General features: G+C 64.4%; 16 protein-coding genes. 11 read left to right on the forward strand and 5 right to left on the reverse strand.

The annotated features are described in order from the left end of the window. Positions 1–57 precede the first annotated feature (57 nt). Together VZC39_RS08460 and VZC39_RS08465 are read left to right on the forward strand one after the other, a co-directional pair. The gene (locus VZC39_RS08460) at positions 58–420 is read left to right on the forward strand and encodes a DUF2750 domain-containing protein (RefSeq protein WP_100861710.1); all 363 of its coding nucleotides are present in this window, start codon (positions 58–60) and stop codon (positions 418–420) included. A gap of 165 nt (positions 421–585) precedes the next feature. Then, positions 586–1,080 (forward strand): hypothetical protein, encoded by a 495-nt coding sequence (locus VZC39_RS08465; protein WP_349921955.1) that lies wholly within the window; start codon positions 586–588, stop codon positions 1,078–1,080. On the opposite strand, the gene VZC39_RS08470 is transcribed toward VZC39_RS08465, so the two are convergent. After that, on the reverse strand, positions 1,043–2,680 hold the full coding sequence (locus VZC39_RS08470) for an EAL domain-containing protein (RefSeq protein ID WP_349921957.1): 1,638 nt from the start codon (positions 2,678–2,680) through the stop codon (positions 1,043–1,045). The two genes, VZC39_RS08465 and VZC39_RS08470, sit on opposite strands and share 38 nt — an antisense overlap. Positions 2,681–2,865: 185 nt before the next feature. Between VZC39_RS08470 and glgC the strand changes: the two genes are divergently transcribed. After that, a complete protein-coding gene (gene glgC, locus VZC39_RS08475; RefSeq protein ID WP_349921958.1) occupies positions 2,866–4,140 on the forward strand; it encodes a glucose-1-phosphate adenylyltransferase in 1,275 nt (424 codons plus the stop codon). A 92-nt stretch (positions 4,141–4,232) separates the two neighbouring features. On the opposite strand, the gene VZC39_RS08480 is transcribed toward glgC, so the two are convergent. Further along, the gene (locus tag VZC39_RS08480; protein WP_349921959.1) at positions 4,233–6,230 is read right to left on the reverse strand and encodes a hypothetical protein; all 1,998 of its coding nucleotides are present in this window, start codon (positions 6,228–6,230) and stop codon (positions 4,233–4,235) included. A 147-nt stretch (positions 6,231–6,377) separates the two neighbouring features. Next, on the reverse strand, positions 6,378–6,932 hold the full coding sequence (locus VZC39_RS08485; RefSeq protein ID WP_349921960.1) for a lipoprotein: 555 nt from the start codon (positions 6,930–6,932) through the stop codon (positions 6,378–6,380). Between the two features lie 335 nt (positions 6,933–7,267). On the opposite strand from VZC39_RS08485, the gene VZC39_RS08490 reads away from it, so the two are divergent. From VZC39_RS08490 to VZC39_RS08520, 7 genes are read left to right on the forward strand one after another with little or no spacing between them, the layout of a single operon-like run. Further along, positions 7,268–8,416 carry an isochorismate synthase gene (locus VZC39_RS08490; RefSeq protein ID WP_434668427.1) on the forward strand — a complete coding sequence of 383 codons (1,149 nt, stop codon included), beginning with the start codon at positions 7,268–7,270 and terminating at the stop codon, positions 8,414–8,416. Continuing rightward, a complete protein-coding gene (locus tag VZC39_RS08495; RefSeq protein ID WP_434667514.1) occupies positions 8,413–10,077 on the forward strand; it encodes a (2,3-dihydroxybenzoyl)adenylate synthase in 1,665 nt (554 codons plus the stop codon). The genes VZC39_RS08490 and VZC39_RS08495 overlap by 4 nt, the downstream gene beginning before the upstream one ends. 22 nt (positions 10,078–10,099) lie before the next feature. Continuing rightward, positions 10,100–11,041 (forward strand): isochorismatase family protein, encoded by a 942-nt coding sequence (locus tag VZC39_RS08500; RefSeq protein ID WP_434667517.1) that lies wholly within the window; start codon positions 10,100–10,102, stop codon positions 11,039–11,041. Continuing rightward, positions 11,038–14,145: an amonabactin biosynthesis non-ribosomal peptide synthetase AmoF gene (gene amoF / locus VZC39_RS08505; RefSeq protein WP_434667520.1), complete on the forward strand. Its 3,108-nt coding sequence runs from the start codon at positions 11,038–11,040 to the stop codon at positions 14,143–14,145. The genes VZC39_RS08500 and amoF overlap by 4 nt, the downstream gene beginning before the upstream one ends. A gap of 14 nt (positions 14,146–14,159) precedes the next feature. Continuing rightward, on the forward strand, positions 14,160–14,909 hold the full coding sequence (dhbA, locus tag VZC39_RS08510; RefSeq protein WP_434668430.1) for a 2,3-dihydro-2,3-dihydroxybenzoate dehydrogenase: 750 nt from the start codon (positions 14,160–14,162) through the stop codon (positions 14,907–14,909). Between the two features lie 14 nt (positions 14,910–14,923). Further along, positions 14,924–21,256, forward strand: coding sequence for an amino acid adenylation domain-containing protein (locus VZC39_RS08515; protein WP_434667523.1), 6,333 nt, complete (start codon positions 14,924–14,926; stop codon positions 21,254–21,256). Continuing rightward, positions 21,253–22,806: an amino acid adenylation domain-containing protein gene (locus tag VZC39_RS08520; protein ID WP_434667526.1), complete on the forward strand. Its 1,554-nt coding sequence runs from the start codon at positions 21,253–21,255 to the stop codon at positions 22,804–22,806. Before VZC39_RS08515 ends, VZC39_RS08520 begins: the two co-directional genes overlap by 4 nt. Positions 22,807–23,028: 222 nt before the next feature. Here VZC39_RS08520 and VZC39_RS08525 read toward each other — a convergent pair whose 3' ends face one another. Next, positions 23,029–23,967 carry an iron-siderophore ABC transporter substrate-binding protein gene (locus tag VZC39_RS08525; RefSeq protein ID WP_349921966.1) on the reverse strand — a complete coding sequence of 313 codons (939 nt, stop codon included), beginning with the start codon at positions 23,965–23,967 and terminating at the stop codon, positions 23,029–23,031. A 194-nt stretch (positions 23,968–24,161) separates the two neighbouring features. On the opposite strand from VZC39_RS08525, the gene VZC39_RS08530 reads away from it, so the two are divergent. After that, positions 24,162–24,899, forward strand: coding sequence for a 4'-phosphopantetheinyl transferase family protein (locus VZC39_RS08530; protein ID WP_434667529.1), 738 nt, complete (start codon positions 24,162–24,164; stop codon positions 24,897–24,899). Positions 24,900–24,975: 76 nt separating this feature from the next. On the opposite strand, the gene VZC39_RS08535 is transcribed toward VZC39_RS08530, so the two are convergent. Then, positions 24,976–25,803, reverse strand: a complete 828-nt coding sequence (locus VZC39_RS08535; RefSeq protein WP_434667532.1) for an amonabactin ABC transporter ATP-binding protein — start codon at positions 25,801–25,803, stop codon at positions 24,976–24,978. Between the last annotated feature and the right edge of the window lie 33 nt (positions 25,804–25,836).

Consider the following 25,836-nt stretch of genomic DNA (forward strand, 5'->3'; position numbering starts at 1 on the left):
CCCCATTATCGGCCACGCTGGTCGACTGCCTGCCATTGCCTGCAAGAGAGAGATCCCATGAGCAAATTAACTGACAATCTTGACGCCAATTTCCAGCTGTTTATCGAAGAAGTCCGTGAGTCGGGTCAGGTATGGGGTCTGCGCTACGGGGAAGACTGGGTAGTATGCCGCTCCGCCGAGTTCGAAGATGCGGACGTGATGCCGCTCTGGTCCGCCGAAGGGGATGCCCGTCTGCACTGTGTGGATGAGTGGGCAGACTACGAACCTGAGGTGATCGAACTGGAAGAGTTTCTCGACATCTGGATCAACGATCTGGATGACGACGATGTGCTGGTCGGTCCGAACTGGAACGCGGATCTGGAAGGTCAGGAACTCGAACCCATCGAGCTTGCCAAAGCGCTGGTGGAACTGGACGCCTGAACCGTACTGCATTGAGGCCCAGGCCTTCGATGGATTAAGGACCGGCAGCCGCGAGGCTGCCGGTTTTTTATGGGAATGGGGGTGGGATCGGCATGAAAGGGCGAATTGGCTTGGATCGGGGGACGGGATGGGCCATCATCAATCCTTTGCCAGTCAGGAGGTGCCATGTTTGTCTTTGACGTGACCACGGGGGCGGGAGCACATGCGGAGATCCGGGTGCAGGCGCTGGACTGGACCCAGAGCGGGCCTGTGACCTTTTGCTGCGACAGCGATGAGCTGGCGCTGGTACTGCTGGGGGGCTGCCGCTGCGATGCAGTGGGCTATTTCAATCTGCTGGCGGGCTGCAAGCCGCTCTATGTGGAACAGTGGCTCGCCTATCTGCAGGAGACGGGACAGATAGACAAGCAGAGCTGCCAGCTGGAGAGCCCGGCCCAGGAGGATTATCTGGCCAAGGCCGGACTGGATGACGAGGAACTCAACGTGCTGCTGGGGCAGGTCTACAAGGTGGCCGGTTTCAACCGCCTGCAGATCAACCGCTACCTCAAGAATCGCCATAATCCCACCATGCTGGCGACCCGTTACGATCAGAAGGAACTGGAGCGGTACCGCCAGCTCAACGACATCATACTGACCTTGTTGAAGTTGAAACGTCCCCAGTAAACAGTCCCTGATAACTGCTATCCGGCCTCAGCTCCTGGGGCCTGGCGATGAGCCCTCCCTGCAACCCATCCGCATACATGCCTTGCAGCAGCTCTTTCTGCGCCACCTCTTCTACCCCTTCCGCGATCACCAGGCAGTCCATGCGATGGCACATGTCGACGATCATCTGCACAAACTGCTGATTGGTGATGTCACGCTCCAGGGTTCCGAGCAGCAGGGGATCCAGCTTCACGTAATCCGGTCTGAGCTCATGAAGCAGGGTGAAGGAGTCCATCCCCTTGCCGAAGTTGCGAATGGCGGAGCGGCTGCCCTGGCGCCGCAGCAGCTCAAACAGTCGCTTGCCGCCGGCCAGGTTGTGTTTGAGCTGATCTTCGTCCAGAGCGAAGACCAGGTTGGCGCTGATGTTTCCATCTTTTTGCAACTGGTGATCGAACCAGATCAGGAAGGCGCTATTTTGCAACAGAGCGCTGGAGAGGTTGATCCCCCAGCGATGGGATTGTTGATCGAAGGTGCGATAGTGGCGGATGACGTGGGTGATCAGCATCTGCTCGAGACGCATCAGCATGTCCAGCCGCTGCGCCATGGCAAACAGGGTATCGGTGGGAAACTGTATGCCTTCCCGGCTGCTGAAACGGGCGAAGACCTGCTGGTAGGGCACCATGTCCCGGTTGAGTGCCTGGATCGGCTGGTAGTTAAGGATGATGCGATCCGGTTGCGACAGCAGTTCATCCAGCACGCTTCTCCAGTGTTGCTGGCCGTGGAGACTGGCGTGATCATGCTGCTGGATGGCCCAGCCGTTGACGGTTTCGGTCTGGGCCCGGGCCAGGGCGAGATCGGCGCGGGAGAGGATTGCCTCAATGTTCTGGCTGCGGGATAACAGGGTGATCCCCGCATAGGCCACGTTCTCCAGCTCCCGCTCCCTATGGTAGTGGTCGAAGGCCCGCTTGAACTCCTGACCCAGCAGATGGGGGGGAATGTTGGCGTCGGCGGGGAGCAGCACCGCAAAGTCGGAGCCCGAGATGCGATAGACACGCTGCCCCTGAAAGCGGTTGATCACCAGATGGATGAGGGTGGCGATGTCCTTGATGTAGGCATCCCCGGACTGGAAGCCATATTGGGCATTGAGCCGGCCCAGCTCGGTGGCGCGGATCAGCACCAGGATCGAGGTCTGGGACTCCTCTTGTTGCAACCATTCGGTCAGATCCCGGCGGAAGGCGTGACGGTTGCCAAGCTGAGTCATCTCATCCCGGGTGGCCAGGGAATAGAGTTCGGTGATCTGGCGGCGGGCCTCTTCCTCGGCGTTGTTGAAGCTGGCGAGCAGCTGTTGCAGGGCCAGCCTGGCATGGGGGCTATCCAGTCTGGTGGGGTCCCGCAGTTGCAGTGCCTGCAGCCAGCGCTGCTCCCATCGCTCCAGCTCTACCTTGTGCAGGCGATGGGTGAGATAGAGCAGCAGGAAGAAGCCAACCACAGTACACAGCATGACCAGCAGCAGGGTGAGCGGCGGGATGGGGGGCGCCAGCAAGACTCCTTGCAGCATCAGCAGCGGCAGGGTGGCCATGGCGCCGACCAGCAGCAGCGTCCTCCCAGACTTGTTTGACATCGGCGGGTCCTTGATGAAGTCGTCGTGGATCAATTCTAACCATGTGGTGAGCATAGTACTGATGGGCTTGTCAGCCCCCATGGAATGGGGGTTGCAATCCCATTAAATGTGATTGAAAACACTTTCATAACGGCTAAAAAAGGTGAATATGGGATGAAAACAGCAGCAACCAGGCCGAGGTATTTATGCAACTAGAACCCGTCAACACAGCCAAAGCACGGCAGTTATTGAATCAGAGTATGGCCTTGGTGCTCGCGGGGGGGCGAGGGAGTCGCCTGAAGCAGCTGACCGACAACCGCGCCAAGCCGGCGGTCCACTTTGGTGGCAAGTTCCGCATCATCGATTTCGTGCTCTCCAACTGCATCAACTCCGGTATTCGCCGGGTGGGTGTGGTCACCCAGTACAAGTCCCACAGCCTGTTGCGCCACCTGCAATCGGGCTGGTCCTTCCTGCGCTACCAGATGAACGAGTTCATCGATCTTCTGCCCGCCCAGCAACGGGTGGACGAGGTGCACTGGTATCGCGGTACCGCCGATGCCATCTATCAGAACGTCGACATCATCCGTGACTACGGCCCCAAGTACATCGTCGTGCTGGCGGGGGATCACATCTACAAGATGGACTATGCCGCCATGCTGCTCGATCATGTGCGCCTCGGCGCCAAGGTGACCGTGGCCTGCATCGAGGTACCGCGCTGTGAAGCCTCCGCCTTCGGGGTGATGGACATCGACGAGCAGCGCAAGATCCGCGCCTTCGTGGAGAAACCGGCCAACCCGCCCGCCATGCCGGGGCGCGATGACCTCTCCCTCGCCTCCATGGGGATTTACATCTTCGAGGCGGAGTATCTCTATCAGCTGCTGGAGGAGGACATCCACAACCAGGAGTCCAAGCATGACTTTGGCATGGACGTGATCCCGCGTATCGTGGGGGAGGGCAAGGCATTCGCCCACCCCTTCAGCATGTCCTGCGTGGGGGCCAAGGAGGGGGTGAAACCCTACTGGCGCGATGTGGGAACCCTGGATTCGTTCTGGGAGGCGAACATGGATCTCGCCTCCGTGGTGCCCGAGCTCGACATCTATGACGAGAACTGGCCCATCTGGACCAGTCAGAACATGGCCCCTCCCGCCAAGTTCGTGCAGGACAGAAACGGCCAGCACGGCATGACCATCAACTCCATGTTCGCCGGCGGCTCCATCGTCAGTGGCTCCTTCGTACTGAACTCGGTGCTCTTCACCAATGTGCGGGTGCACTCCTTCTGTACCCTGGATCAGGCCATCATCTTCCCCGGGGTCGAGATAGGCGCCGGTTGTCGTCTGCGTCGGGTGGTGGTGGACAAGGGCTGCAAGCTGCCGGATGGCCTGGTGGTGGGGGAGAACGCGGATGAGGATAATCGCCGCTTCTACCGCTCGGAGCAGGGCATCGTACTGGTGACCAAGGAGATGCTGGCCAAGCTGGGGTAATCGAGGCCCGATCAGCAAAACGAAGCAAAACAAAAGGGAGCCGCGAGGGCTCCCTTTTTCATGGGTCAGCGGCTGACCCGTTTGCTGATGCGTTATTCGCTCACGACGGCCTTGCCGGCCATCACCATGGCGGTGCCGTGCTTGCCACCGGCGGCGGTCACTTGCGGAACGCCATCTTCGTCGGTGTCATGGCTGGCGCCGTCGATGACGTTTTCACCGGAATCACCGATCCACTCGGCCATCTGCATGCCGCCGTTGACGGTGCCGCGGAACCAGCTCACATAACGTTGCGTGAGATGGGCCAGCTCCAGCTCGGGTGCCTTCTCGGCGCCTTCGTTGCGCAGGTTCAGCATGGCGGAGCGCAGGGCGCCGGAGATGGCGGCCTGGGTCCAGGGGGTGTATTCACCCTGCTTGTCCGCGAGCCAGGTGCCGGCCTTGACGTTGAAGAAGGCCTTGTCGGTAGCGATGAAGAGATCGCGCGCAGCAGTACGGTACTTGGCGTCCGAGGTAGCCAGGAAGGCTGCGGTCAGGCCACGGATGGCGGCGAACTGGGTCTCGATGGACTGACCCGCATCAGCCTTGCCACCAAGAGTAAGACCGTCGTGCAGCAGACCGTTCTTGCCCTTGAGCTGGGCGAGCAGGAAGTCGGCCTGCTGGCGGACGATCGCGAGAGCCTGCTGGCCCTGGGCGGTCTTGAGGTTCAACTCGCCGTTGTCACCGGCGGCGTAGCCGACCGGCAGCGCATCCTGGGCGCGCTGGAAGATCTGCAGGGCGACCAGGCTGTAGGCGGCGTCGAAGGTCGTGACGTGCTTGCCCTGTTTGCCGGCCTGCCAGCTGTCCACCAGGGTACCGGCCTTGGCATCGAAGTGCAGGGCATTGAGGTTCTTGAACACCATACCGGAGAGGTTCAGGGCCAGGGAGAAGGCATCGTCACCGGCGACCAGCTTGGCGGCGTCGCTACTCTTGTTGGCGGCCGGTGCTGCGGCGAAGGGGGCACCGTCAAACACGGCGTGGAAGGCTGGGTTCTGGTTGGTGTTGGCGCTGCGCTGATCGCTGAAGGCATAGAACTCGGACAGGGGCCAGAGCAGCATCCAGGCATCCCGCAGTTGAGCGGAACCATCCACCACATCCAGTTTGCCGATGGCACCCACCTCGTTCTTGGTGGTCTCGGTCACTTTCACCTGATGGGGGAAGTAGACCACGCCCTTGGCCGGATCGTACTGGGGGCTTATCTTGGCGCCGAGCTGCTTGCCGTCAAAGCCAAGCTGACTCTGCAGGATGCTCAGCTTGTCGATGGACTGCTCGGTCAGCATCATGCCGTTGAAGCCGTCGGCCGCGGAGACGCCGAGCTTGTGCTTGCCATCCTGATCCATGGTGGATGAGGCCGCTTCCACTTCTTCATCGCTCTCGGCCACGTGCATGCCGCCGAGGAAGTCCTGGGACCACATTACTTCCTTGAGCAGAATGCCGCCCACGGCCGCCGGGTTCAGCAGGTTGTCGGAGCCGCTCCAGCGCAGGGTGGCGTAGTCACGGAAATAGGCGGGAACCTGGGTCTTGACCGCTTTCTCGACGCCCTTGGCGGTCTTGATGGTGACCTGATCGCCGTTGACCGGGGTGGTGTTGACCGCCTGGGCAAATTCTGGGTTGGCGGAGGCGTAGGGCAGGGAGAGAGGATACATGCCTTGCGGCACTTCGTCGGCGGGGAAGCCGACGGCCTCGGCCATGGCCAGCACGCGCTTGCCAAGGTCTGCCAGGGTGCCGCCGCGGGCCAGGTTTTGCGGCCCGTTGACTAGGTGAGGACCCATGCCGGACTGATAGTTCAGGGCGTACATGGCCTCTTCGGAATACTCATAGGATTCGATGCCGGAGGCAAAGTCGAAGGGGGTGGGTTCGTCGGCGCGGTTGGCATCCAGCACGTCCAGATCCAGGCCCAGCGCCTCGGCAAGGGGCTCGCCGGAGAGCTCGAATTCGGTGTAAGCCAGCATGCTGGCGGCGGTGTGGAAGGTCTTGTCCTCGACCTTGACGGCGGCCTGTGCGGCGGTGCCGATCAATGCGCAGGCAATCGCCTGCACCAGTACGGTTTTTCTCATGTCCTTTTCACCCATATGTTTGATTTTATTATGACGATTCTCAAAATCTAAATGAGAATGGTGTGCATTATGGGCCAAAGGGAGGGGCTTGAGAAGAAAAAAGCCGCACCTTGGAGGAAGGGGAGAAGGCAGGTGCGGCGATGAGTATTACATCAATTTGAAGGGGATCACCAGGCGTCCCGGCTCCACCTTGAGGGCTTCGACTTTGTCCTTGATCCTGGCCTCGTTCTGGCGGTTGCCATCCAGCCGATAGACGGGGGTCTGGGAGAGGAACAGGGAGAGGGACTGGTTGAACGTGGGCAGCAGCGGGGTGAGGGCGGCGCCCACATCGGCCGGCTCTGTCTTGACCGAGATGAGTTCCAGGTCCCGCAGATAGATGGCGCCCTGATCCGCCACATAGTCCGGCCGGGCACTCAGAGAGAGTCGTACCTTCATCTGCTGGCTGCCAAGAGGGCTGGCGACTTGCAGATCCCCGGCGGCATCCAGTTCAACTCTGTCGCTGCGGGTACGGCCGATGCGGCTGGTGAGATCGTCCAGACTGATCCGGCTCGACATGATCCCCGGGATGCCGATCTCTTTCTGGAAGGCGACTCTCTCCTTGAGGTACTGGTTTATCTCGCTCTCGCTGACGCTGTACTGGGTCAGGGAGGAGCAGGCCGCGAGCAGCAGGGCAAAGGGGAGCAATAACAGATGCTTGAGCATGAAAGGTTTCCATCAACGGGACGACAACGGGTGATGGCGCCATCTTAGGGGCAAAGCGGGTCGATCGCCAGTCCGGCACCGGGATCCCGTTTCTGTCGCATCCCCCATATGGGGCTAGCAATCTGCAGTCATCCGAGTAACTCGCGTGAGGCCAATCACGCCAGGCCAGTGCTGGCTTGAACCCGCCAATATCCACAATCAGACTCCAGTTTTAGCACCGAAAAATCCCCTTGACCGGCTTCTTTCGGGACGAGTATTTTACCGCCGCTCAAAAGCAATTGATAACGATTATCATTTTGAATCATCTTTGAGGGTGTAGCGTGAATACTCTAGTAATGGAAGATGGTGCGCCAGCCGAGGCCGGATCCCCGCCCGATTTCTTGTTTACCTCGAGTCAGGGCTGCATTCGCGCCTTTGAGCTCGGCCAACCCATCAGTACCCCCGCCTGTGAATGGTCCCTGCTCGAGCGTCAGATAGTGCAAGCTCTGGGGGCGGCCGAGGCCGCCGGTCAGCACAACCCGCTGCTCATCGGTGCCTTCGCCTTCGATCCCGCCGAAGCCTCTTGTCTTTACGTTCCCGGCCGCTACGAGCGGGGGGAGCGACATACCCCGGCAGCCAGCCTGCCCGAGCACAATCAGGTGATCTCGGTGCAGAGCACGCCGGCTGCGGCCGAGTTCAAGGCCTCGGTGAATTCCGCCCTGGATGCCTTTGCCGAGGGGCACCTCGCCAAGGTCGTGCTGTCGCGCAAACTCTCCCTGCAACTGAGCAGACCGGCGGATCCCCAGCAAGTGCTGGCTCGTCTGATGACCCAGAACCCCAATGCCTTCCACTTCTCCCTGCCGCTTGGTCAGGAGCGCCGCCTGCTTGGTGCGAGCCCTGAATTGCTGCTGCGGGTGAGCGAGGGGGAGGTCTTCACCCATCCTCTGGCAGGCTCTGCCAAGCGTGGCAGCGAACCGGCACAGGATGAGGCGGTGGCCCGGGCGCTGCTGGCGTCGCGCAAGGATCAGCACGAGCACAAGCTGGTGATCGACGAGATCCGTCGGGTGCTGGCTCCTCACTGCCGTGAGCTGGCCATTCCGGCCGAGCCTTCCCTGATGAGCACGGATACCCTCTGGCATCTGGGTACCCCCATCGCGGGCCAGTTGCACGGGGAGCAGGCGTCTGTGCTCTCCCTGGCCTGCCAGCTCCATCCCACCCCGGCCCTGTGCGGTTATCCGACGGCGCTGGCCCGCCAGTTCATCCGCGAGCAGGAACCCTTCCGGCGCGCCCTGTTCAGCGGCATCGTCGGCTGGTGTGACAGCCAGGGCAACGGCGAGTGGGCCGTGGTGATCCGCTGCGGTGTGCTCGATGGCCATCATGTGGAGCTGTTTGCCGGTGCCGGCATAGTCGCAGGTTCGGATCCCGCCATGGAATGGGCCGAGACCGGTACCAAGCTCGGCACCATGCTCAAGGCCCTGGGGCTGGGCACCGAGGTGGCTCTATGACCAGGACTCACCGTTTTCTGCCCTATAGCCGCTGGCCAGCCGCGCTGGCCGAAGCTTACCGTGCCAAGGGGTATTGGCAGGGCGAGCCACTGACCGCCATATTGACGCGCCAGTGCGAGTTGGCACCGGCCGCCACGGCCGTCATCTGCGGTGAGCGCAGCTTCACCTATGGGGAGCTGGACGCTGGCTCGACCCGGTTGGCGACGTGCCTCGCCCGTCATGGCTTCCAGGTGGGCGACACCGCCCTGGTGCAGTTGCCGAACGTGGCCGAGTTCTATCTGGTGTTCTTCGCCCTGCTCAAAGTCGGCATAGCGCCGGTCAACGCACTCTTTAGCCACAATCGGCTGGAGCTTGCCGCCTATGCCGAGCAGATAAAGCCCCGCCTGTTCATCGGATCCTTGGCTCATCCTCTGTTCGAGACAGGGGCTCGCGAGAGCGAGCTGCTGACACAGATGGGCGCCGAACTGGTGCTGCTGGATGGGGACGAGGGTGAGTTGGGGCTGACCCATTGGTTGGCCGCGCAAGATGAGATGGCGCCGGTGACATTTGGCCCGAGCCCGGCGGACGAGGTGGCCTTCTTCCAGCTCTCCGGCGGTAGCACCGGCACCCCCAAGCTCATTCCCCGCACTCACGATGACTACTACTACAGCGTGCGCAGAAGCAACGAGATCTGCGAGCTCGGTCCCCATACCCGCTACCTCTGCGCCCTGCCAGCCCCCCACAACTTCCCCTTGAGTTCCCCCGGTGCACTGGGGGTGTTCGACGCAGGGGGCGCCGTGGTGCTGGCGCACGACCCCAGCCCCATCAGCTGCTTCCCGTTGATAGCACGCCACGAGATCAACCTCTGCTCCCTGGTGCCACCGGCTGTCAGCCTGTGGCTGCAGGCCGCCGAGGCCGACCCGTCCGTGCGGACTCAGCTCGCGAGCCTCTCATTGTTGCAGGTAGGCGGCGCCAAGCTCGGTGAAGCGGTGGCGAGAAAGATAGCGCCCCTGCTCGGCTGCCGCTTGCAGCAGGTGTTCGGCATGGCGGAAGGCTTGGTGAATTACACCCGGCTCGATGATCCGGACGAGAAGGTAGTCCACACCCAGGGTTGCCCCATGAGCCCGGACGACGAGGTGCGCGTGCTGGATGAAGAGGGCAATCCGGTTGCCCAGGGGCAGCCCGGTGCCCTGCACACCCGTGGTCCCTATACCTTCCGTGGCTACTACCAGAGCCCGGCTCACAACGCCCGGGTGTTCGATGCCGATGGCTTCTACTGCTCGGGCGATCTGGTGGTACAGGATGCCGATGGCTACCTCACCGTGGTGGGGCGTCAGAAGGATCAGATCAACCGGGGCGGCGAGAAGATAGCGGCGGAGGAAGTTGAAAATCAGCTGCTGCACCACCCGGCCATCACCCAGGTGGCCCTGGTCTCCATGCCGGACAGCACCATGGGGGAGAAGAGCTGCGCCTTCATCGTCGCCACCGAACCCGGCCTCAAGGCGCTGGCCTTGCGCAAGTTCTTGCGCTCGCGCGGGGTGGCGGAATTCAAGCTGCCGGATCGTTTCGAGATCCTCGACGCCCTGCCCATGACGGCGGTGGGCAAGATAGACAAGAAAGGATTGCGCGAACGCATCGCGCACTCTCTTGCAGGCGACAGCCTGCCGATGACAACAGTTTAAAACTAAAAGGAATCATGACGTTATGGCTATCCCAACCCTGAACAACTACGCCATGCCCAGCCAATGGAAGGACAACAAGGTCAGCTGGACCCTGGATCCCAAACGCGCTGCCCTGCTCATTCACGACATGCAGGAGTACTTCACCGCGTTTTATGGCGAGAATAGCCCGCTGATCGCCGCCCTGACCGAACGTCTGGTGGCGGTGCGCCGTCACTGCAAGGCCCTCGGCATCCCCGTCTACTACACCGCCCAGCCCAAGGATCAGGCCCCCGAAGACAGGGCCCTGCTCAACGACATGTGGGGCCCGGGTCTGAACAAGCGTCCCGAGCAACAACAGGTGGTTGCCCCCCTGCGCCCGGAGAGCGACGACGTGGTGCTGGTCAAGTGGCGCTACAGCGCCTTCCAGCGCTCCGAATTTGAACAACTGCTGAAAGATCAGGGCCGGGATCAGCTGATCATCGGCGGCATCTACGGTCACATCGGCTGCATGATGACCGCCTGTGACGCCTTCATGCGCGACATCCAGCCTTTCTTCCTGGCGGACGGGGTGGCGGACTTCTCTCTCGCCGATCACCAGATGGCGCTGGACTATGTGGCGACCCGCTGCGGCAAGGTGATCCCCTGTGAAGAGGTGCTGGCCATACCGGCGGCCAAGGCAGCGGTTGCCAAGGCAGGTCAAGCCGAAGGGCAGAATCCGTTGCTGAACTCTTTGTTAACCTATGAGGGGCTCAAGGCCCGGCTGCTGAGCCACATCGACGAGGAGGAGGACGAGTTCGATGCGGACGAGAACCTCATCGACTATGGCCTCGACTCGGTACGCATCATGGCCCTGCTCACCGAATGGCGCACCGCCGGGGTGGAGCTTGGTTTCGTGGATCTTGCCAAGAAGCCGACCCTGAACGGCTGGTGGCGTCTCATCGAACAAAAACTGGCCGAACAAAATACCCTGGAGGTGGCGCAATGAGCCGCTTCCCTCTGACCATTCCCCAGCAGGGGCTCTGGTCCGGTCATCTGCTGAACGACGACAAGGCGATGTTCAACACAGCCGAGTGCATCGCCTTCGATGGCAAGGTGGATGGCGCCGTACTGGCCGCGGCCCTCGCTCAGGCGGTGGGGGAGTGTGAAGCCCTGCAGGGTCACTTCGAGGAGAGTGGGGATGAGGTCTGCTTCGTCAGCCACACCCTGGCCCCCGTCTATGGCGAGATAAACCTGGCGCGTGGTGATGAGGCAGAAGCTCGCGCCTGGGCCTGGGCGGATCTGCGCCGCCCGTTCGAGCTGACCACGGAATCCCCCTGCCGCTTCGCCCTGCTGCGTGGGCTCGAGCGGGATTATCTCTACAGCTGCGTGCACCACATCGCCCTCGACGGCTTTGGCACCACCTTGCTGTTCCAGCGCATCGCCGAGCTCTATGGGGAGGGGCAGGAGGGCCCTGGCTTGGCAAATAGAGCTGGGCTGTCGCCGTCTCCGTTTGGCCTCTTGGACGAGGTGCTGGAAGAAGAGCTGGCCCGGGAAGAGAGTGGCAAGAACGCCACCGCCCGTGCCTTCTGGCAGGAGCAGCTGCAAGACTGGCCAGAGGTGAAATCCTTCAGCGAGTCCCGCGCCCCCATCGCCGCCGAGTTTATCCGCGAGAGCCGCCCGCTGCCGGCGGCGCTCTGGCAATCCCTGGTGGGCTTTGCCGATGACAACAAGCTGAGCTGGCCGGATCTGCTGTTGGCCGGCCTCTCGGCCCAGCTGGCGCTGGCGAGCGGTCAGCAGAAGACCCTGCTGGGCCTGATGATGATGAACCGCATCGGTTCGGCGTCGCTGACCGTCCCCTGCATGCAGATGAACATCACCCCCCTGGCCCTTGAACTCGGTGAGGAGATGGCTCTGCTGGAGGCTGCGGGCGCCGTGGCCAAGGCCAAACGCGGGGTGCGCAAGCATCAGCACTATCGCTACGAGCTGCTGCGCCGCGACCTTGGCCTGGTGGGGGGCGACAAGCGCCTGTTTGGCCCCCTGGTCAACATCATGCCGTTCGATCACGCCCGCCGCTTCGGCCCGCTCAATGCCCATATCCTCAACATCAGCGCCGGCCCGGTGGAAGATCTCACCATCGAGGTGCAGGTGGGGGCCGATGGTCTGCCGAGGCTGGATCTGGACGCCAACCCTGGCTGCTATCAGGCCGCGGATCTGGCGCGCATCGCCGACACCCTGTTCACCCTGCTGGGGCGCTGGCTCGCCGAGCCGACGCAAACCCTCGGCACCCTCAAGGCCGACTGGCTGGCAGAGCAAAGGGCCGAGGCTCTGATCACCGGGCCGGCCCAGGAAGTGATCAAGGTGCGTCCCGTGCTGGATGCCCTCTGCCACTTCGCGGCCCAGACCCCGGACAAGATAGCGCTGGAGCAGGGGGAGGCACGTTTTAGCTACGAGGCGCTGCTGACCCGCGCCGAACAGATGGCCGCGGCCCTGCAAAATGCCGGCGTGCAGCCAGGCGAGCGGGTCGGGGTCATGCTAGCTCGCACTCCCCAGGCCATCTTTGCCCAGCTGGCGGTACTGCTGGCGGGGGCCGTCTATGTGCCGCTCGACCCCGAGCAGCCCCTGGAGCGTCAGGGTCACATCCTGCGCATCGGCGAGGTCAAGACCCTCATCACCCAGGCGGAGTACCGCCACAAGCTGGCCAGCCTGTTCGAAGGCCGCACCCTGCTGGCCGGGGATCTGGTGAGCGGGGATCGCCTCTGCCAGCCGGCCGCGGGCCGCGCCGTCGCCTACCTGATGTTCACCTCGGGATCAACCGGCCTGCCCAAGGGGGTCGCGGTCAGCCACGACGCCCTGGATCACTTCGCCGCTGCCGCCCGCTGCCGTTATCACCTGGGGGAGGGGGCGCGCATGCTGCAATTTGCCCCCTTCAACTTCGACGCCAGCATCGAGGAGGTGTTCGCCACCCTGAGCGCCGGTGCCACCCTGGTGCTGCGCACCGACGCCCTGCTCGAATCTATGCCGGCCTTCGCGGCCGGGGTGGAGGAGATGGGGATCACCCACCTCGACCTCCCCACCGCGTTCTGGAACGAATGGGTGGTGTCGCTGGGCGCAGGCCAGGCCCACATTCCGGCCAACCTGGCCACCGTCATCATCGGCGGCGAGGCGGTCTACCCCGAACAGCTGGCCCAGTGGCAGCGTCAGGGGCGCTCCGATGTGCGCCTGTTCAACACCTATGGCCCCACCGAGACCACCGTCGTGGTCACCACGCAGGAGCTGCAGAGCGAGGATCCTGCCCAGGCCCAACTGCCCATCGGCTTGCCGCTGCCCGGCATGCAGGCGCTGATCCTGGGGGCGGGGGAGCAACCCGCCGGGGAAGGGGAGCTGGTGCTGCTCGGCCCGCAACTCGCCAACGGTTACGTTGGCGGCGTGCAGGGCACCTTCGGCACCCTGCGTGTGGGCACCGAGCTGCTGCCTGTCTATCGCACCGGCGATCGGGTGCGCTGGGTGGCCGGTCGGCTGGTCTATCTCGGCCGACGTGACAACGAGTTCAAGATAAGCGGCTATCGCATCCAGCCCGGCGAGGTAGAGGCCCAGTTGCTGGCCCTGCCCGGGGTGGATGAGGCCTGCGTGCAGGGCATCAGCCAGGGCAGCGTGCGCCGGCTGGTGGCCTTCGTGGCCGGTTCCGAGCGCGACAGCCGGGTCATCAAGGCGCAGCTCGCCAAGGTGCTGCCTGCCGCCATGATCCCCACCGACTATCGCCACTACGATCAGCTGCCCCGAACCGGCTCCAACAAGCTGGATCGCAAGGGCCTGCTGGTCCAGTACCAGGCGGGGGGTGAAGCCCTGACCCTCGGCAGCGAGACCGAGAACCGGGTCGGCGTCATCTGGCAGCAGATCCTGGGGCTCGCCACCATGGGACCGGCTGACAACTTCTTCGAGCTGGGGGGCCAGTCCCTGCAGACCATCCAGATAGTGAACCGGCTCGGCGCCGAGTTCGGGGTACAGGTCAAGGTCTCCGATGTGTTCGATCACCCGCGCCTCGACGACTTCTGTCGCTTCCTGGACGGCAAGCTGACCGAGGACGAGGAGAGCGTGGAGATGGTGTGGTGATGGACAAACAGAATATGACCTTCGATTTTCGTGGCAAACGGGTCTGGGTAACCGGGGCAGGGCGCGGCATCGGGCGCGAGGTGGCCGAGCAGTTCGTGGCCGCCGGCGCCAGCGTGGTGGGGCTGGATCTGGCCTTCCCCTATGAGGATTACCCCTTCGCCACCCGGGTGCTCGACATTCGTGACTCGGGGGCGGTCAATGCCTGCTGCGCTCAGCTGCTGGCGGACGGCGGGCTGGATGTGCTGGTCAATGGTGCCGGGGTGTTGCGCCTCGGGCCCACTGAAGCCTTGAGCGATGCCGATTGGGATGATTGCCTCGCGGTCAACGCCAGCGGCGTCTTCTACCTGCTGCGGGCCCTGGTGCCCCACTTCAAGGGGCAGCGGCGCGGTGCCATCGTCACCATAGGCTCCAACGCCGCCCATGTGCCGCGCATGCAGATGGCGGCCTATTGCGCCTCCAAGGCGGCGGTCACCAGCCTGACCCAGACGGTGGGACTGGAACTGGCCCCCTTCGGCGTGCGGGTCAACCTGGTGTCGCCGGGCTCGACGGACACCGAGATGCTGCGCGGCATGCTGCCGGATGAAGGGGCCATGGCCCGCACCATCGCGGGGCTGCCGGATCAGTTCAAGCTCGGCATACCACTTCGCAAGATTGCGACGGCGCAAGAGATAGCCCACAGCGTCCTCTTCCTGGCTTCCGATCTGGCCAGCCATATCACTCTGCAGGATCTGGTCGTCGACGGCGGCGCCACCCTGAGCGCCTGAGGACTCAAAGACAGATGAACAATATGATCACGCTGCTCAAGCAGCTGGAGCGCCAAGGGGTCAAGCTGGCCCTGAACGACAAGGGGCAGCTCATCTCCCAGTCGAGCAAGGAGGCGGTGACCCCCGCCATCGGCGCCCAAATCAAGGCCCACAAGGATGAGCTGGTGCGCGCTCTGGCCGCCCGCGCCGCCTTCGAGGCGCCCATCGCCGTTTCTGAGGAGGCGAAGAGCACCCTGCAGGGGCCGCTCTCCTCCTCCCAGAGCGGGCTCTGGTTTATCGAGCAATACGAAGAGGCCTCCCACCTCTACAACATGCCGGTCTACTTCCGGGTGCGTGGCGATCTCGACACCGCGGCGCTGGAATTTGCCTTCGATCACCTGTTTGCGCGCCACCCCAGCATGCGCACCCGCTTCGTCAAGGACGCGGCGGGCAGGGGAGCCCAGGAGATCCTGCCCCATGCCCCGTTCAAGCTGCAGATTGAAGATGTGAGCGGTGAGCCGTCTGCCGAGCGCGAGGCCTATGTGGCCCGCCGAGTGCGTGAGGAGATTGGCCGTCCCTTCTCGTTGACCAAAGGGGACTTGAGCCGGGTCAATCTGATCCGGTTGGGGACTCGTGAGCATGTGCTGCTGATCACCCAGCACCACATCATCTCCGACGGCTGGTCGGTCAAGAACATGTTCGCGGACTTGAAGCGCGCCTTTCTCGCCCACCAGAACCGGGAGCCCCTGCAGGTGGCCGAGTTGCCGCTCAACTATCTGGACTACGCCCACTGGTTCAACTCCCCGCACTTTCTCGACTATCACGCCGAGTTCAAGCCGTTCTGGGTGGACCGCCTGGGGGGCAGCCCCGAGGTGCACGGTCTGCCCCTCGACAAGCCCCGCCCAGCCCATCAGGGCAGCGGCGGCGAGCTGGTCTTCTCCACCATAGACAACAGTCTCTGGGACAGCTTCAAGCGCCTGTGCCAGCGTCACAGCACCTCGAACTTCATCGGCCTGCACGCCCTGTTCGCCCTCTTGATGGTGCGCCAGAGCGGGGAGAAGGAGGTGGTCATCGGCACCCCGCTTGCCTACCGCGAGCGCCACGAGATCGAGTCCCTGGTGGGCTTTTTCGTCAACACGCTCGTGTTGAGAACTCGGCTGGAGGGGCGACCGAGCTTCGTGGATTACCTGCAGCAGTGTCGGGAAGAGGATTTGGCTGCCTTTGACCATCAACTCTATCGGTTTGAGGCGCTGGCCGAAGCCATAGGCGCAGATCGCACTACCGCTATCAACCCCATCTTCCAGATCATGCTGGTGTATCAGGCCAAGGTGGATTTCAACGATCTCATCCCCGGCTGCGAGCTGGTGGAGGAGACTTCCCCGGTGCTGCCCGCCAAGACAGATATCTCGGTGAAGGTGACCGAGCTGACGGACTCGGTGCGGGTGGACTGGCTGTTCGCCACCGCCCTGTTCGAGCGCGCCACCATAGAGGCTTACGCCGATCGCCTGCTGCACCTGATGCGCGCCGTGGTGGCCGCCCCCGAGACCGACATCTGGCAGCTGCCGCTGGAAGCGGGCATGGACGACGCAGCCCTGGGGTTGGAGCTTGCGAGCCTGCCGGTCGACTACCCGAGCCGCGACACCCTGCTCTGCCATATCGAGCGCCGTGCGGCGGCCAGACCCGACGCCCTGGCGGTCAGCGATGATCAGCATGCGCTCAGCTATGGCGCGCTGGAGGCCGAGGCCAACCGGTTGGCGCACTGGCTGCTGGCCCAGGGGGTGACCCCTGGCGCTGCCATCGGTCTGCAGGCCAAGCGGGAGTCGGCCTTCGTCATTGGCCTGCTGGCCTGCTGGAAGGTGGGGGCAGCCTATGTGCCGCTGGACCCCGCCTATCCCGCCGATCGGCTGGCCCATATCTTGAGTGACGCCGCCATCGGCCTGGTGCTGGGGGGCGAGCCGGACGCGCACCTTGCCGCGGCGCTGGTAGGCACGGCGGCCGAGTATCACAACCTGCACGCCCTGGTGCTGGCTGAGATGCCGACCAGCGTCCCCGCCGTTTCCCGCGATGCCGCCATGCTGGCACAGATCATCTACACCTCGGGCAGCACAGGTCTGCCCAAGGGGGTCATGGTGGAGCAGGGCAGCCTGGTCAACCTGATGGCGGATCACGGGGCGCGCATCGCGCTTGATCACAGTGGCGCCATGTTCAACTCCATGTCTCTCTCGTTCGATGCGGGCAACATGACCACCTTGCTGCCCCTTTACTGCGGCGCCGCCCTGCACTTCGGCGAGCCGGGGGAGGGGGTGATCGCCGCCGCCATGGCCAAGGGCGCCAGCCACATGATCCTGCCGACGGCCCTGCTCGCGAACCTGTTGCCAGCGGCGGATCTCGGGTCGCTGCGGGCCATCGGCTTCGGCGGCGAGGCCTGCCCCAGCTCCCTGGTGGAGCGCTGGGGGAACCGGGTCGCGCTCTACAACATGTATGGTCCGACCGAGTGCACCGTGACCGCGCTCTGCGCGCGCCTGCATCCGGGCGAGCCCATCACCATAGGCCAGCCCATCGACAACCTGAAGGCGGTGATCCTGGATGAGGCGGGTAACCCCTGCCCGGTGGGGGTGCCCGGCGAGCTCTGCCTGACCGGCCTCGGCCTCGCCCGCGGCTACCTCAACCTGCCGGATCGCACCCAAGACGTCTTTATCGAGCGCACCCTGGTCAGCAGCACAGGGGCTCGGCGCCATCGCCTCTACCGCACCGGGGACCGGGCTCTCAAACGCCGTGACGGCAACATCCAGTATCTGGGCCGCATTGACGAGCAGATAAAGCTCAGGGGCTATCGCATCGAGCCCGGCGAGATAGAGACCCAGATTGCCGCCATTGAACCTGCCATCCGCCAGATCAAGGTGGTGGTGCAGGAGGCTCGCCTGTTAGCGTACGCCTGCCTGCAAGCCGGGGCGCCCGAGCCGGATGCCGAGGCCCTGCTGCAACGGGCCGGCGAGTGCCTGCCCGAATACATGGTGCCGGTGCGCCTGTGCTGGCTGCCCGAGATGCCGCTCACTCCCAACGGCAAGCTGGACTTGCGCCGCCTGCCTGCCATCAGTTGGCAGGAGAGCAAGGGCGAGCCGCAAGGAGAGCTGGAGCAGACCGTGCTCGCCATCTGGCAGACGGTACTCAAGCAGCCCCTCGGCGTGGAGGATGACTTCTTCCGCTTAGGCGGTGATTCCATCCTCAGCATCCAGCTCACCACCCGCCTGCGGGACGCCGGCCTGCATTGCAGCGTCAAGGACGTGTTCGAGGCCAAGACGGTGCGCCGCCTCTGCCGCCAGCTCGGCCAGCAGCAGGCGGTCAGCCACCAGACGGAGCAGGGCGTGCTGGAGGGCGAATTCCCCCTACACCCCATTCAGCACTGGTTCTTCGAGCAGGGCTTCGCCCAGTCCGGCCACTGGAATCAGGGGGTGATACTGCGCCTGCCCGCCGGTATCGACGACGCGGCGCTGATGGGCTGGATGAACATCCTGCGCGCCCACCACGACGCCCTGCGCCTCGCGGTCACCCCGGCCGGCCAGCGCTATCTGCCCGAACTTCCCCTGCCGCCCCTGCATCGACTGGATGCGGCCGGGCTGGGTGAGTCCGAGTTGCAGGCCAGATTGACCCAGTGGCAGGGGAGCTTTGTCCCCGAGCAGGGCCAGACCCTGGCCTGGGCGCGGCTCAGTCACCTTGAGAACCACCTCGAAAGCCACCTTGAAAATAAGGCGGATGCCGAGCCCGTTGAGGGGCTCTTTATTGCCTTCCACCATCTGGTCATCGATGCCGTCTCCTGGCGCATCCTGGCCGAGGATCTGGTGCGCCTCGCCGAGGGGCGTCCGCTGCCTGCCAAGGGCAGCAGTTATCGCCAGTGGGGAGAGGGGCTGGCCGCCTATGCGAGCCGTGAAGCGGCGCAGCTGGCGTTCTGGCAGGCGCAAGGGGAGGGCAGCGAGCAAGACTTGCTGGAGGCGCAGCGCGCCCCCGATGGCCGCGCCGCCGCGAGTCTGTTGCGCCTGGATGAGCAGATCACCGCCCGCCTTATCGATGAGGCCAACCAGGCCCACCTGACCCAGGTGCCGGATCTGCTGCTGGCGGCCCTGACTCGCACCCTGAGCGAGTTGGGTTACGGCACCAAACAGTGCGTGATGCTGGAAGGGCATGGCCGTGAAGTTATCGATCCGCAACTGGATGTGAGCCGCACCCTCGGCTGGTTCACCAGCACCTATCCGCTGGCGCTGGCCAATAACCCGTCCTGGAGCGATCTGGTCTGCGACACCAAGGAGCGGCTGCGGGCCGTGCCGGACAAGGGGGTGGGCTTCAACGCCTTGCGTCTGCACCATCCCGGAGGGGATGAACTGCCTCACTCCGCCATCGTCTTCAACTATCTGGGGGTCTCCCACAGAGGCACTCCGGCCCCCTGGCAGCCCCTGCCGGTGGCGCCGGGCCAACCCTCGGCGCCACAGAACCTGCCGCGCGAGCTCATCAGCCTGCACGGCGGCGTCTACGGCGGCTGCCTCACCCTGCGCCAGGTCGGTGCCCTCAACCAGGAAGCGAGCGACGCCCTGATGGCGGCGCTGGCGGCCAATATCGAGGCCCTGGTGAACGCCTGCTGCGCGCAAGCCAAACCGCGCCGCACCCCGAGCGACTTCCCGGGGCTGGCTCTGACCCAGGCCGCCCTGGATGGGGTGCTGGACGAGGCAGAGGCTGGCGGCGAGGTGGAGACCCTTTTGCCCATGACCTCCTTGCAGCAGAGCATGCTGCATCACAGGGCTCTGGTGCCAACTGATAGCGCCTACCACCTGCAAACCGAGATAAGCTATTGCCAGGTGCTGGATGTGGCCACGTATCGTGCTGCCTGGCAGGCCCAGCTCGCCCGTTGGCCCGTGCTCAGAGCCGCCCTCGTCCTGGCGGACGGGGTGGCGCTGCAGCGCATCATGGCCAGGGCCGATCTGCCCTTCCACTATGAGGACTTGTCCGGGCTTGGGGATGCCGAGGTACGGGTTCAGGCTTATCGTCAGCAGGACCTGACCAGACCCATACCACTGGATCAGGCTCCCCTGCTGCGCATCGCCTGCTTCAAACTGGCTCCCGATCACCACAAGGTGATCCTGAGCGCTCACCACGCCGTGCTCGATGGCTGGAGCGGCCCAGTGCTGCTGGGGTCGGTGCATCGCGGCTATCAGCAGTCGATGACGCAGGCCCGGAATCAGGACACGGCACCCGAGGTGAGCCCCGATACCGCCTGGCTCGCCTTCGGCCGCCATATCGCCAGCCAGTCCGCCAGCAGCGCCGCCTACTGGCAGGGACGCGAAGATCTGCTGGCGAGATCCAATGATCTGTCGGCCCTGTTCGGGGTGGCCCTCGAATCTGGCCTGAGTGGACGCCTCACCCAGCAGCGCCCCGCGCTGTGCGGCCAGCCCCTGGCCCCGGAGATCTCCGGACAGCTGGAGAGCCGGGCCCGCGAGCTGGGGGTCACAGCAGGCCTCTTGGCCCAGTACGCCTGGCATCGACTGCTGGCCCGTCACTGTGGCGACCCTGTGACCCTGGTGGGCAACGTGACCCCGGGCCGGGACTTCCCCATCGAGGGAATAACCCAAAGCGTCGGGCTCTATATCAACAGCCTGCCGCTGGCCCTGGATTGGCGCACCGATCTGACTCTGGCGCAGCATATCGCTCAGTTGCAGGGAGACTTGCTGGCCCTGAACCAGCACGGCACCCAGTCCCTGGCGGCCCTGACCCGGGGTGGCCCGCGCCTGTTCCAGAGCCTGTTCGTGTTCGAGAACTACCCCATGCCATCGCCGCCGGCGACCCTCGAGCCCCATCAGCTGGTGCCGCAGTTTGGCGCCGTGGTGGAGAAGGTAGAGCTGCCTCTGTCGCTTGTGGTCAACGCCCGCGGCGGCCAGCTCAACCTGCGCCTCGAATTCGACGGCGAGCAGATAGCGCAGGGACGTGCGCAAGCCGTGCTGGCCCTATGGGTCGCCGAGCTCGAGTGGCTGGCAGGCGTGAGCCTCGCCGAACCTGCCCGGCTGGCGGATGCCAGGGCGCTTGGCGCTGTGGCGGCTCCGGTGGCGAGCGAGGCCATGTCGACCCCATCCATGCCGATTGAGGCTGAGGCCTGTCGACTGCTGACCCTGTGGCAACACCATTGCGGTCAGGATGCGAGCTGGCAGCAGGCGTTGAGCGCCCTTGGCATCGACTCGGTGCAGCAGCTCGCCCTGTTGGCGGCTCTCAACGAGGCGTTCGGCGCCCGTCACGGGGCCCTGAGTCTGCAACGGCTCAAAGAGCAGGGGTCGCCGGCGCATCTGTTCAACCACTGGCTGGTGCGCCTGCCCGAGGAGGTACTATGACGACGGCAACAAGGCTCAACCCACGGCAAGGGGAGCTCTCCCCTATTGCCCAGCAGGGTGAGCAGGGGCTCGGCGTGCGGTTGGCTCGGGTGCTGGGGGGGACGCCGCTCGCCCCCGCCATCGCCATGAACGGTCAGTGGCAAAGTTATGGAGCGCTGGAGGCGCGAGTCGGCCAGATAGCCGCCAGCCTGCGCGGCTTAGGCGTAGGGGAGCGGGTCGGTCTCTACCTGGCGCGATCCCCGGATCTGGTGGCCAGCCTGCTCGCCTGTCTGCGCCTCGGGCTCACCTTCGTGCCCCTCGAGCCGGATTTTCCGGTGGAGCGGCTGCAGGGCATCGCCCGTCAGGCGCGGCTCTCGGCGGTGCTCTGTGATGAAGTCGAGGGCTGCCCCGCGTTTGGCTGCCCCCTGCGTCCACTTGGCGCGAGAAGGGGGGAAGGACGTGGCGAGACTCCGGGTAAGGAAGTTCTGAACGAGGAGGCCTGCATCTGGCCTCCGGTGGATGACGCCCTGGCCGCCTACATGATGTTCACCTCCGGCTCCACCGGCGAGCCCAAGGGGGTGGTCATCAGCCGGCGTGCCCTGCTCTGCTTCCTCGACGGGATCCGCGAGCGGCTCGGCCTATCGCCGAGTTGTCACTGGCTCTTTATCACCACCCCGGCCTTCGACATCTCCCTGCTGGAGATGCTGGGGCCGCTCTGGGGGGGCGGCCGCCTGACGGTGGCGGACAACGATCACAACAAGGATCCCCTGGGGATGATGGCCCTGCTGGCGGCGGACACCACCATCAACTGGCTGCAGGCGACCCCCGCCTGCTGGCGCATGCTGCTGAAAGCCGACTGGCAGGGGAGCGAGCACCTCACCGCCCTGTGCGGTGGCGAGGCGCTGGACGCGGGCCTGGCCGAGCAGCTCTGCACCCGTACCCGGCGGCTCTGGAACTGCTATGGCCCGACCGAGGCCACCGTCTGGTCTCTGGTGAGCGAGGTGCGCCTGCCACTGACCGACGGACGCATCACCATAGGTCACAGCCTGCCGGGCTATCGGCACTGGGTGCTGGACGGCGCGGGGCAACCGGTGGCCGATGGGGAGGAGGGGGAGCTCTGCATCGAGAGCCCGGCCCTGTGCGAGGGGTATTGGCGCAAGCCCGCCCTGACGGCAGCTGCCTTCCTGCGCCTTGACACCCATCGCCTCTATCGCACCGGCGATCGGGTGCGTGCCCTCGGGGGGGACAAGTACCGCTACCTGGGGCGGCGCGACGATCAGGTCAAGTTGCGGGGCTTTCGCATCGAACTCGGGGAGGTGGAGGCGGGCCTGCGTCGCCAGGCCGGGGTGCAGGAGGCGGCGGTGCGGCTCATCGGCGAGGGAGACGAGGCCATGCTGGTGGGCTATGTGGAGGCTAAAAGTGGGGTGACCCTCAACCGGCTTGCCCTGCGCAAGGGGCTGCAGGAGAGCCTGCCCTACTACATGGTGCCGGCCCGCATCATCTTGCTGGATGCCCTGCCCAAGACCGGCAGCGGGAAATTGGATAGAAAGGCGTTGCCACTGCCTGAATGAGTCGTGGCAATGGGTTGAGCTGCCAGCTTGTGGTTTTGCAGTGCTGATATGCTGCAAAAATAAACATGATTGGTGGTTTGCCCCTTTCTGGCTTATCCGATGTTTGACAGGCCGGATCCCGCCTCGGAGTCCTGGTCTCGTCAGCACGGCTCCACCCGCCAGCCAGACAAAAGCCCGCATGATGCGGGCTTTTTTATCCGTGTTGATCCGTGCGAGGCGGTATCAGCGGGTGATGGGGGCGGCGTCCGGCTTGCTCATCAACTGCTCCACGTCGCTTATCACCCGAAGAGCCGCCTGGGGGCCGCCGGTGGAGGTCCAGAGGGACCCGTCCACGGCGCCGAAGCGCTTGCCCTTGATGGCGCTGAGCTGCTGGAAGGCGGGGGTCTGCTCGGCCTGTTTCATGGCATCCACCGCATCGCCGCTGGCGCTCAGGGTGCCGATCACCAGCCAGTCACCGTCCAGCAGATTGAGGGATTCGAGGCTCAGGGCCGGGGAGTGGGGGCTCTTGTCACCGACCTGGTGCGGTGGGCGGGCCAGCCCCATCTCCTGCACCACGCTGCTGGCGAAGGTGCTGCCGTGCATGTAGCTCGGCCCCTTGGGGTTCCAGCGCACTATGCTCACCTGCTCACCCTGATGCTTGGCAAGCTTGCTGCGGGCCTCCTGCAGACGGGCGTCGTACTGGGCCAGGAAGGCCTTGCCTTCGGCTTCCTTGTTCAGCACCAGGGCGGTGCGCTGGAACACCTGCTTCCAGGGCTCACCCCAGTTGCCGGTGACGACGGTGGGGGCGATTTCGTTGAGCAGGGTCAGCAGCTCGGGTTTGGTCTGGGCGGTCAGGATGAGATCCGGCTCCAGATCGATGAGCTTCTCCAGATTGGGGTTGTCCAGATCCCCCACCACGCTTATCTCCTTGCCCGCCTTGTCCAGCAGATAGCGGGGCAGGGTGGCCTGACCGCGCCCATTGACGGTGCCGACCGGCTGCACACCCAGGGTCAGGGCGGCGTCCAGGTCGAGCTCACCCAGCACGACGACGCGCGCGGGAGCATCCGGGACGGTTTGGGACTGGCCGTTGGCATCGATGACCTGGCGAGTCCCGGCCTGGGCCTGGAAACCGACCAGGCTCGCCAGCATCAGGGCGGCGGCCAGGGGGGAGGAGATCTTCATGGTTACATCCTTATGGGTGAATGCGGCGGGCGCTCGGGTTGACGATGGGTCGGGGCGATGCGTCCGGTTTAATTGGCCCCAAATGGGCGGGAACATGCTACCACAGTCTTAAGTGAGAAACGTTGTCATTTGTATTTGTGGCGATCCATGGTGGAGCTTTGGTACCATCAGGCTCCCCACTGAGAGAGGTTTCCATGCCCGCTTCCCTCCCCGCCACGGCGCCTGCGACCGGTTTTATCCGCCACATCGATGTGCTGAGCGTGGCGGGGATGGCCTCCTTGCCCATCCATCGGATCAGCTTTGATCCCGCCGCCTTGACGCCGGCTAGCTTCGCGGACCACGAGATGCTGCTGCCCGCAGCCCTTGCGCGCGCCGTGGCCAAGCGGCAGGGGGAGTTTCTGGCGGGCCGCCTGGCGGCCCGTGAGGCCCTCGCACCCTTCGGACTGAGAGGGAGCGCGGTCAGCATCGGGCCGGACAGGGCACCCTGTTGGCCCGCGGGGATGGAGGGCAGCATCAGCCACAGTCAGCTGCTCGGGGAAGGGGTGGCCCTGTGCGCGGTGCGCCCGGTCGGTGCCGGGCTCGGACTGGATCTGGAGGCCTGGCTGTCAGAGGCGCAAGTCAGCCAGCTTTGGCCCGGCATCGTCGATGAGGGGGAGTGGGCGCGACTGGGCGCGGGGGCGGCGAGCGCGGGGTTGACCCTGGCAGAGGGGCTGACCCTGGTGTTCTCGGCCAAGGAGAGCCTGTTCAAGGGGCTCTACCTCAGAGTGGGCCGCTACTTTGACTTCCTTGATGCCAGCTGGTCGGCCATGGGGGCCCAAACCCTGCGTCTGGGTCTGAAGACGGCGCTGGCCCCGGACCTGCCCGCCGGCTGGGGCTGCACCCTGCACTGGCAGCGGCTGCCGGGGGGAGTGCTCACCCTGCTGGCGCTTTGATGGGACTAAACATCAGAAATGAGAGATAAAAAAACCGCCGTGATGGCGGTTTTTTTATCTCTGGCAGGGCTGGGCTTTATTCATTCACCTGTCTGGCACCTGGTTCTGCGCGCCGGTCCGGCACGGTTGCTGAGTGCCGACGCGGCACTATGACGGGGGCGCCATCGCCGGGGGCATGCAGTATGTCCACATCGGTGTGGTAGAGGCGATCGATGAGGGGCTTGGTGACCACCTCCCGCGCCGGTCCCATGGCCTGGATGCCGCCGTTGCCGAGGGCGATCAGCTCGTCGCAGTAGCGGGCGGCGGTGGCGAGATCGTGGATGACGATGAGTACCGTCTTGCCCTCTGCGGTGATCTGGTGGATGGCTTCCATCACCTCGGTCTGGTGGCCGATGTCCAGCGCGCTGGTGGGCTCGTCCAGCAAGATGATGTCCGCATCCTGGGCCAGCACCATGGCGAGCCAGACCCGCTGGGCCTGGCCGCCGGAGAGGGAGCTGGCGCTCTGATGCCAGATGGACTCCAGCTGCATCCGCTCGCAGGCCCAGCGCACCATGCGCGCATCCTCCTCGCTCCATTGATTGAACCAACCCTGATGGGGGTGGCGGCCGTATTGCACCAGCTGTTCTACCAGTATGCCGGCGGGTACCAGGGGGCGCTGGGGCAGATAGGCGAGCTCCCGGGCCAGGGCCTTCATGCCGTAGCTGCCAAGGGGCTTGCCCTTGAGCAGGATCTCCCCGCGCTGGGGCTGCTCCTGCCCTGCCAGCAGTTTCAGCAGGGTGGATTTACCGCCTCCGTTCGGGCCGACGATACCCACCAGCTTGCCCTTGGGAATGGTGAAGGAGACGTCCTGGAACACGGCTTTTTGCTGGTAGCCGAAGTGGAGGCCGTTCGTGGAGAGCGTCATCGAAGAGCCCCTTGTCGTTGATTGATCAGGATA

The organism is Aeromonas sp. NJAU223 (assembly GCF_051125555.1).
Lineage (GTDB): Bacteria > Pseudomonadota > Gammaproteobacteria > Enterobacterales > Aeromonadaceae > Aeromonas > Aeromonas veronii_G.

Coding starts and splice junctions, on each gene's coding strand:
- VZC39_RS08495 (WP_434667514.1), top strand. CDS start 8,413: ATGACCAGGACTCACCGTTTTCTGCCCTATAGCCGCTGGCCAGCCGCG.
- VZC39_RS08490 (WP_434668427.1), top strand. CDS start 7,268: ATGGAAGATGGTGCGCCAGCCGAGGCCGGATCCCCGCCCGATTTCTTG.
- amoF (WP_434667520.1), top strand. CDS start 11,038: ATGAGCCGCTTCCCTCTGACCATTCCCCAGCAGGGGCTCTGGTCCGGT.
- dhbA (WP_434668430.1), top strand. CDS start 14,160: ATGACCTTCGATTTTCGTGGCAAACGGGTCTGGGTAACCGGGGCAGGG.
- VZC39_RS08525 (WP_349921966.1), bottom strand. CDS start 23,967: ATGAAGATCTCCTCCCCCCTGGCCGCCGCCCTGATGCTGGCGAGCCTG.
- VZC39_RS08530 (WP_434667529.1), top strand. CDS start 24,162: ATGCCCGCTTCCCTCCCCGCCACGGCGCCTGCGACCGGTTTTATCCGC.
- VZC39_RS08485 (WP_349921960.1), bottom strand. CDS start 6,932: ATGCTCAAGCATCTGTTATTGCTCCCCTTTGCCCTGCTGCTCGCGGCC.
- VZC39_RS08520 (WP_434667526.1), top strand. CDS start 21,253: ATGACGACGGCAACAAGGCTCAACCCACGGCAAGGGGAGCTCTCCCCT.
- VZC39_RS08480 (WP_349921959.1), bottom strand. CDS start 6,230: ATGAGAAAAACCGTACTGGTGCAGGCGATTGCCTGCGCATTGATCGGC.
- glgC (WP_349921958.1), top strand. CDS start 2,866: ATGCAACTAGAACCCGTCAACACAGCCAAAGCACGGCAGTTATTGAAT.
- VZC39_RS08465 (WP_349921955.1), top strand. CDS start 586: ATGTTTGTCTTTGACGTGACCACGGGGGCGGGAGCACATGCGGAGATC.
- VZC39_RS08470 (WP_349921957.1), bottom strand. CDS start 2,680: ATGTCAAACAAGTCTGGGAGGACGCTGCTGCTGGTCGGCGCCATGGCC.
- VZC39_RS08460 (WP_100861710.1), top strand. CDS start 58: ATGAGCAAATTAACTGACAATCTTGACGCCAATTTCCAGCTGTTTATC.
- VZC39_RS08500 (WP_434667517.1), top strand. CDS start 10,100: ATGGCTATCCCAACCCTGAACAACTACGCCATGCCCAGCCAATGGAAG.
- VZC39_RS08535 (WP_434667532.1), bottom strand. CDS start 25,803: ATGACGCTCTCCACGAACGGCCTCCACTTCGGCTACCAGCAAAAAGCC.
- VZC39_RS08515 (WP_434667523.1), top strand. CDS start 14,924: ATGAACAATATGATCACGCTGCTCAAGCAGCTGGAGCGCCAAGGGGTC.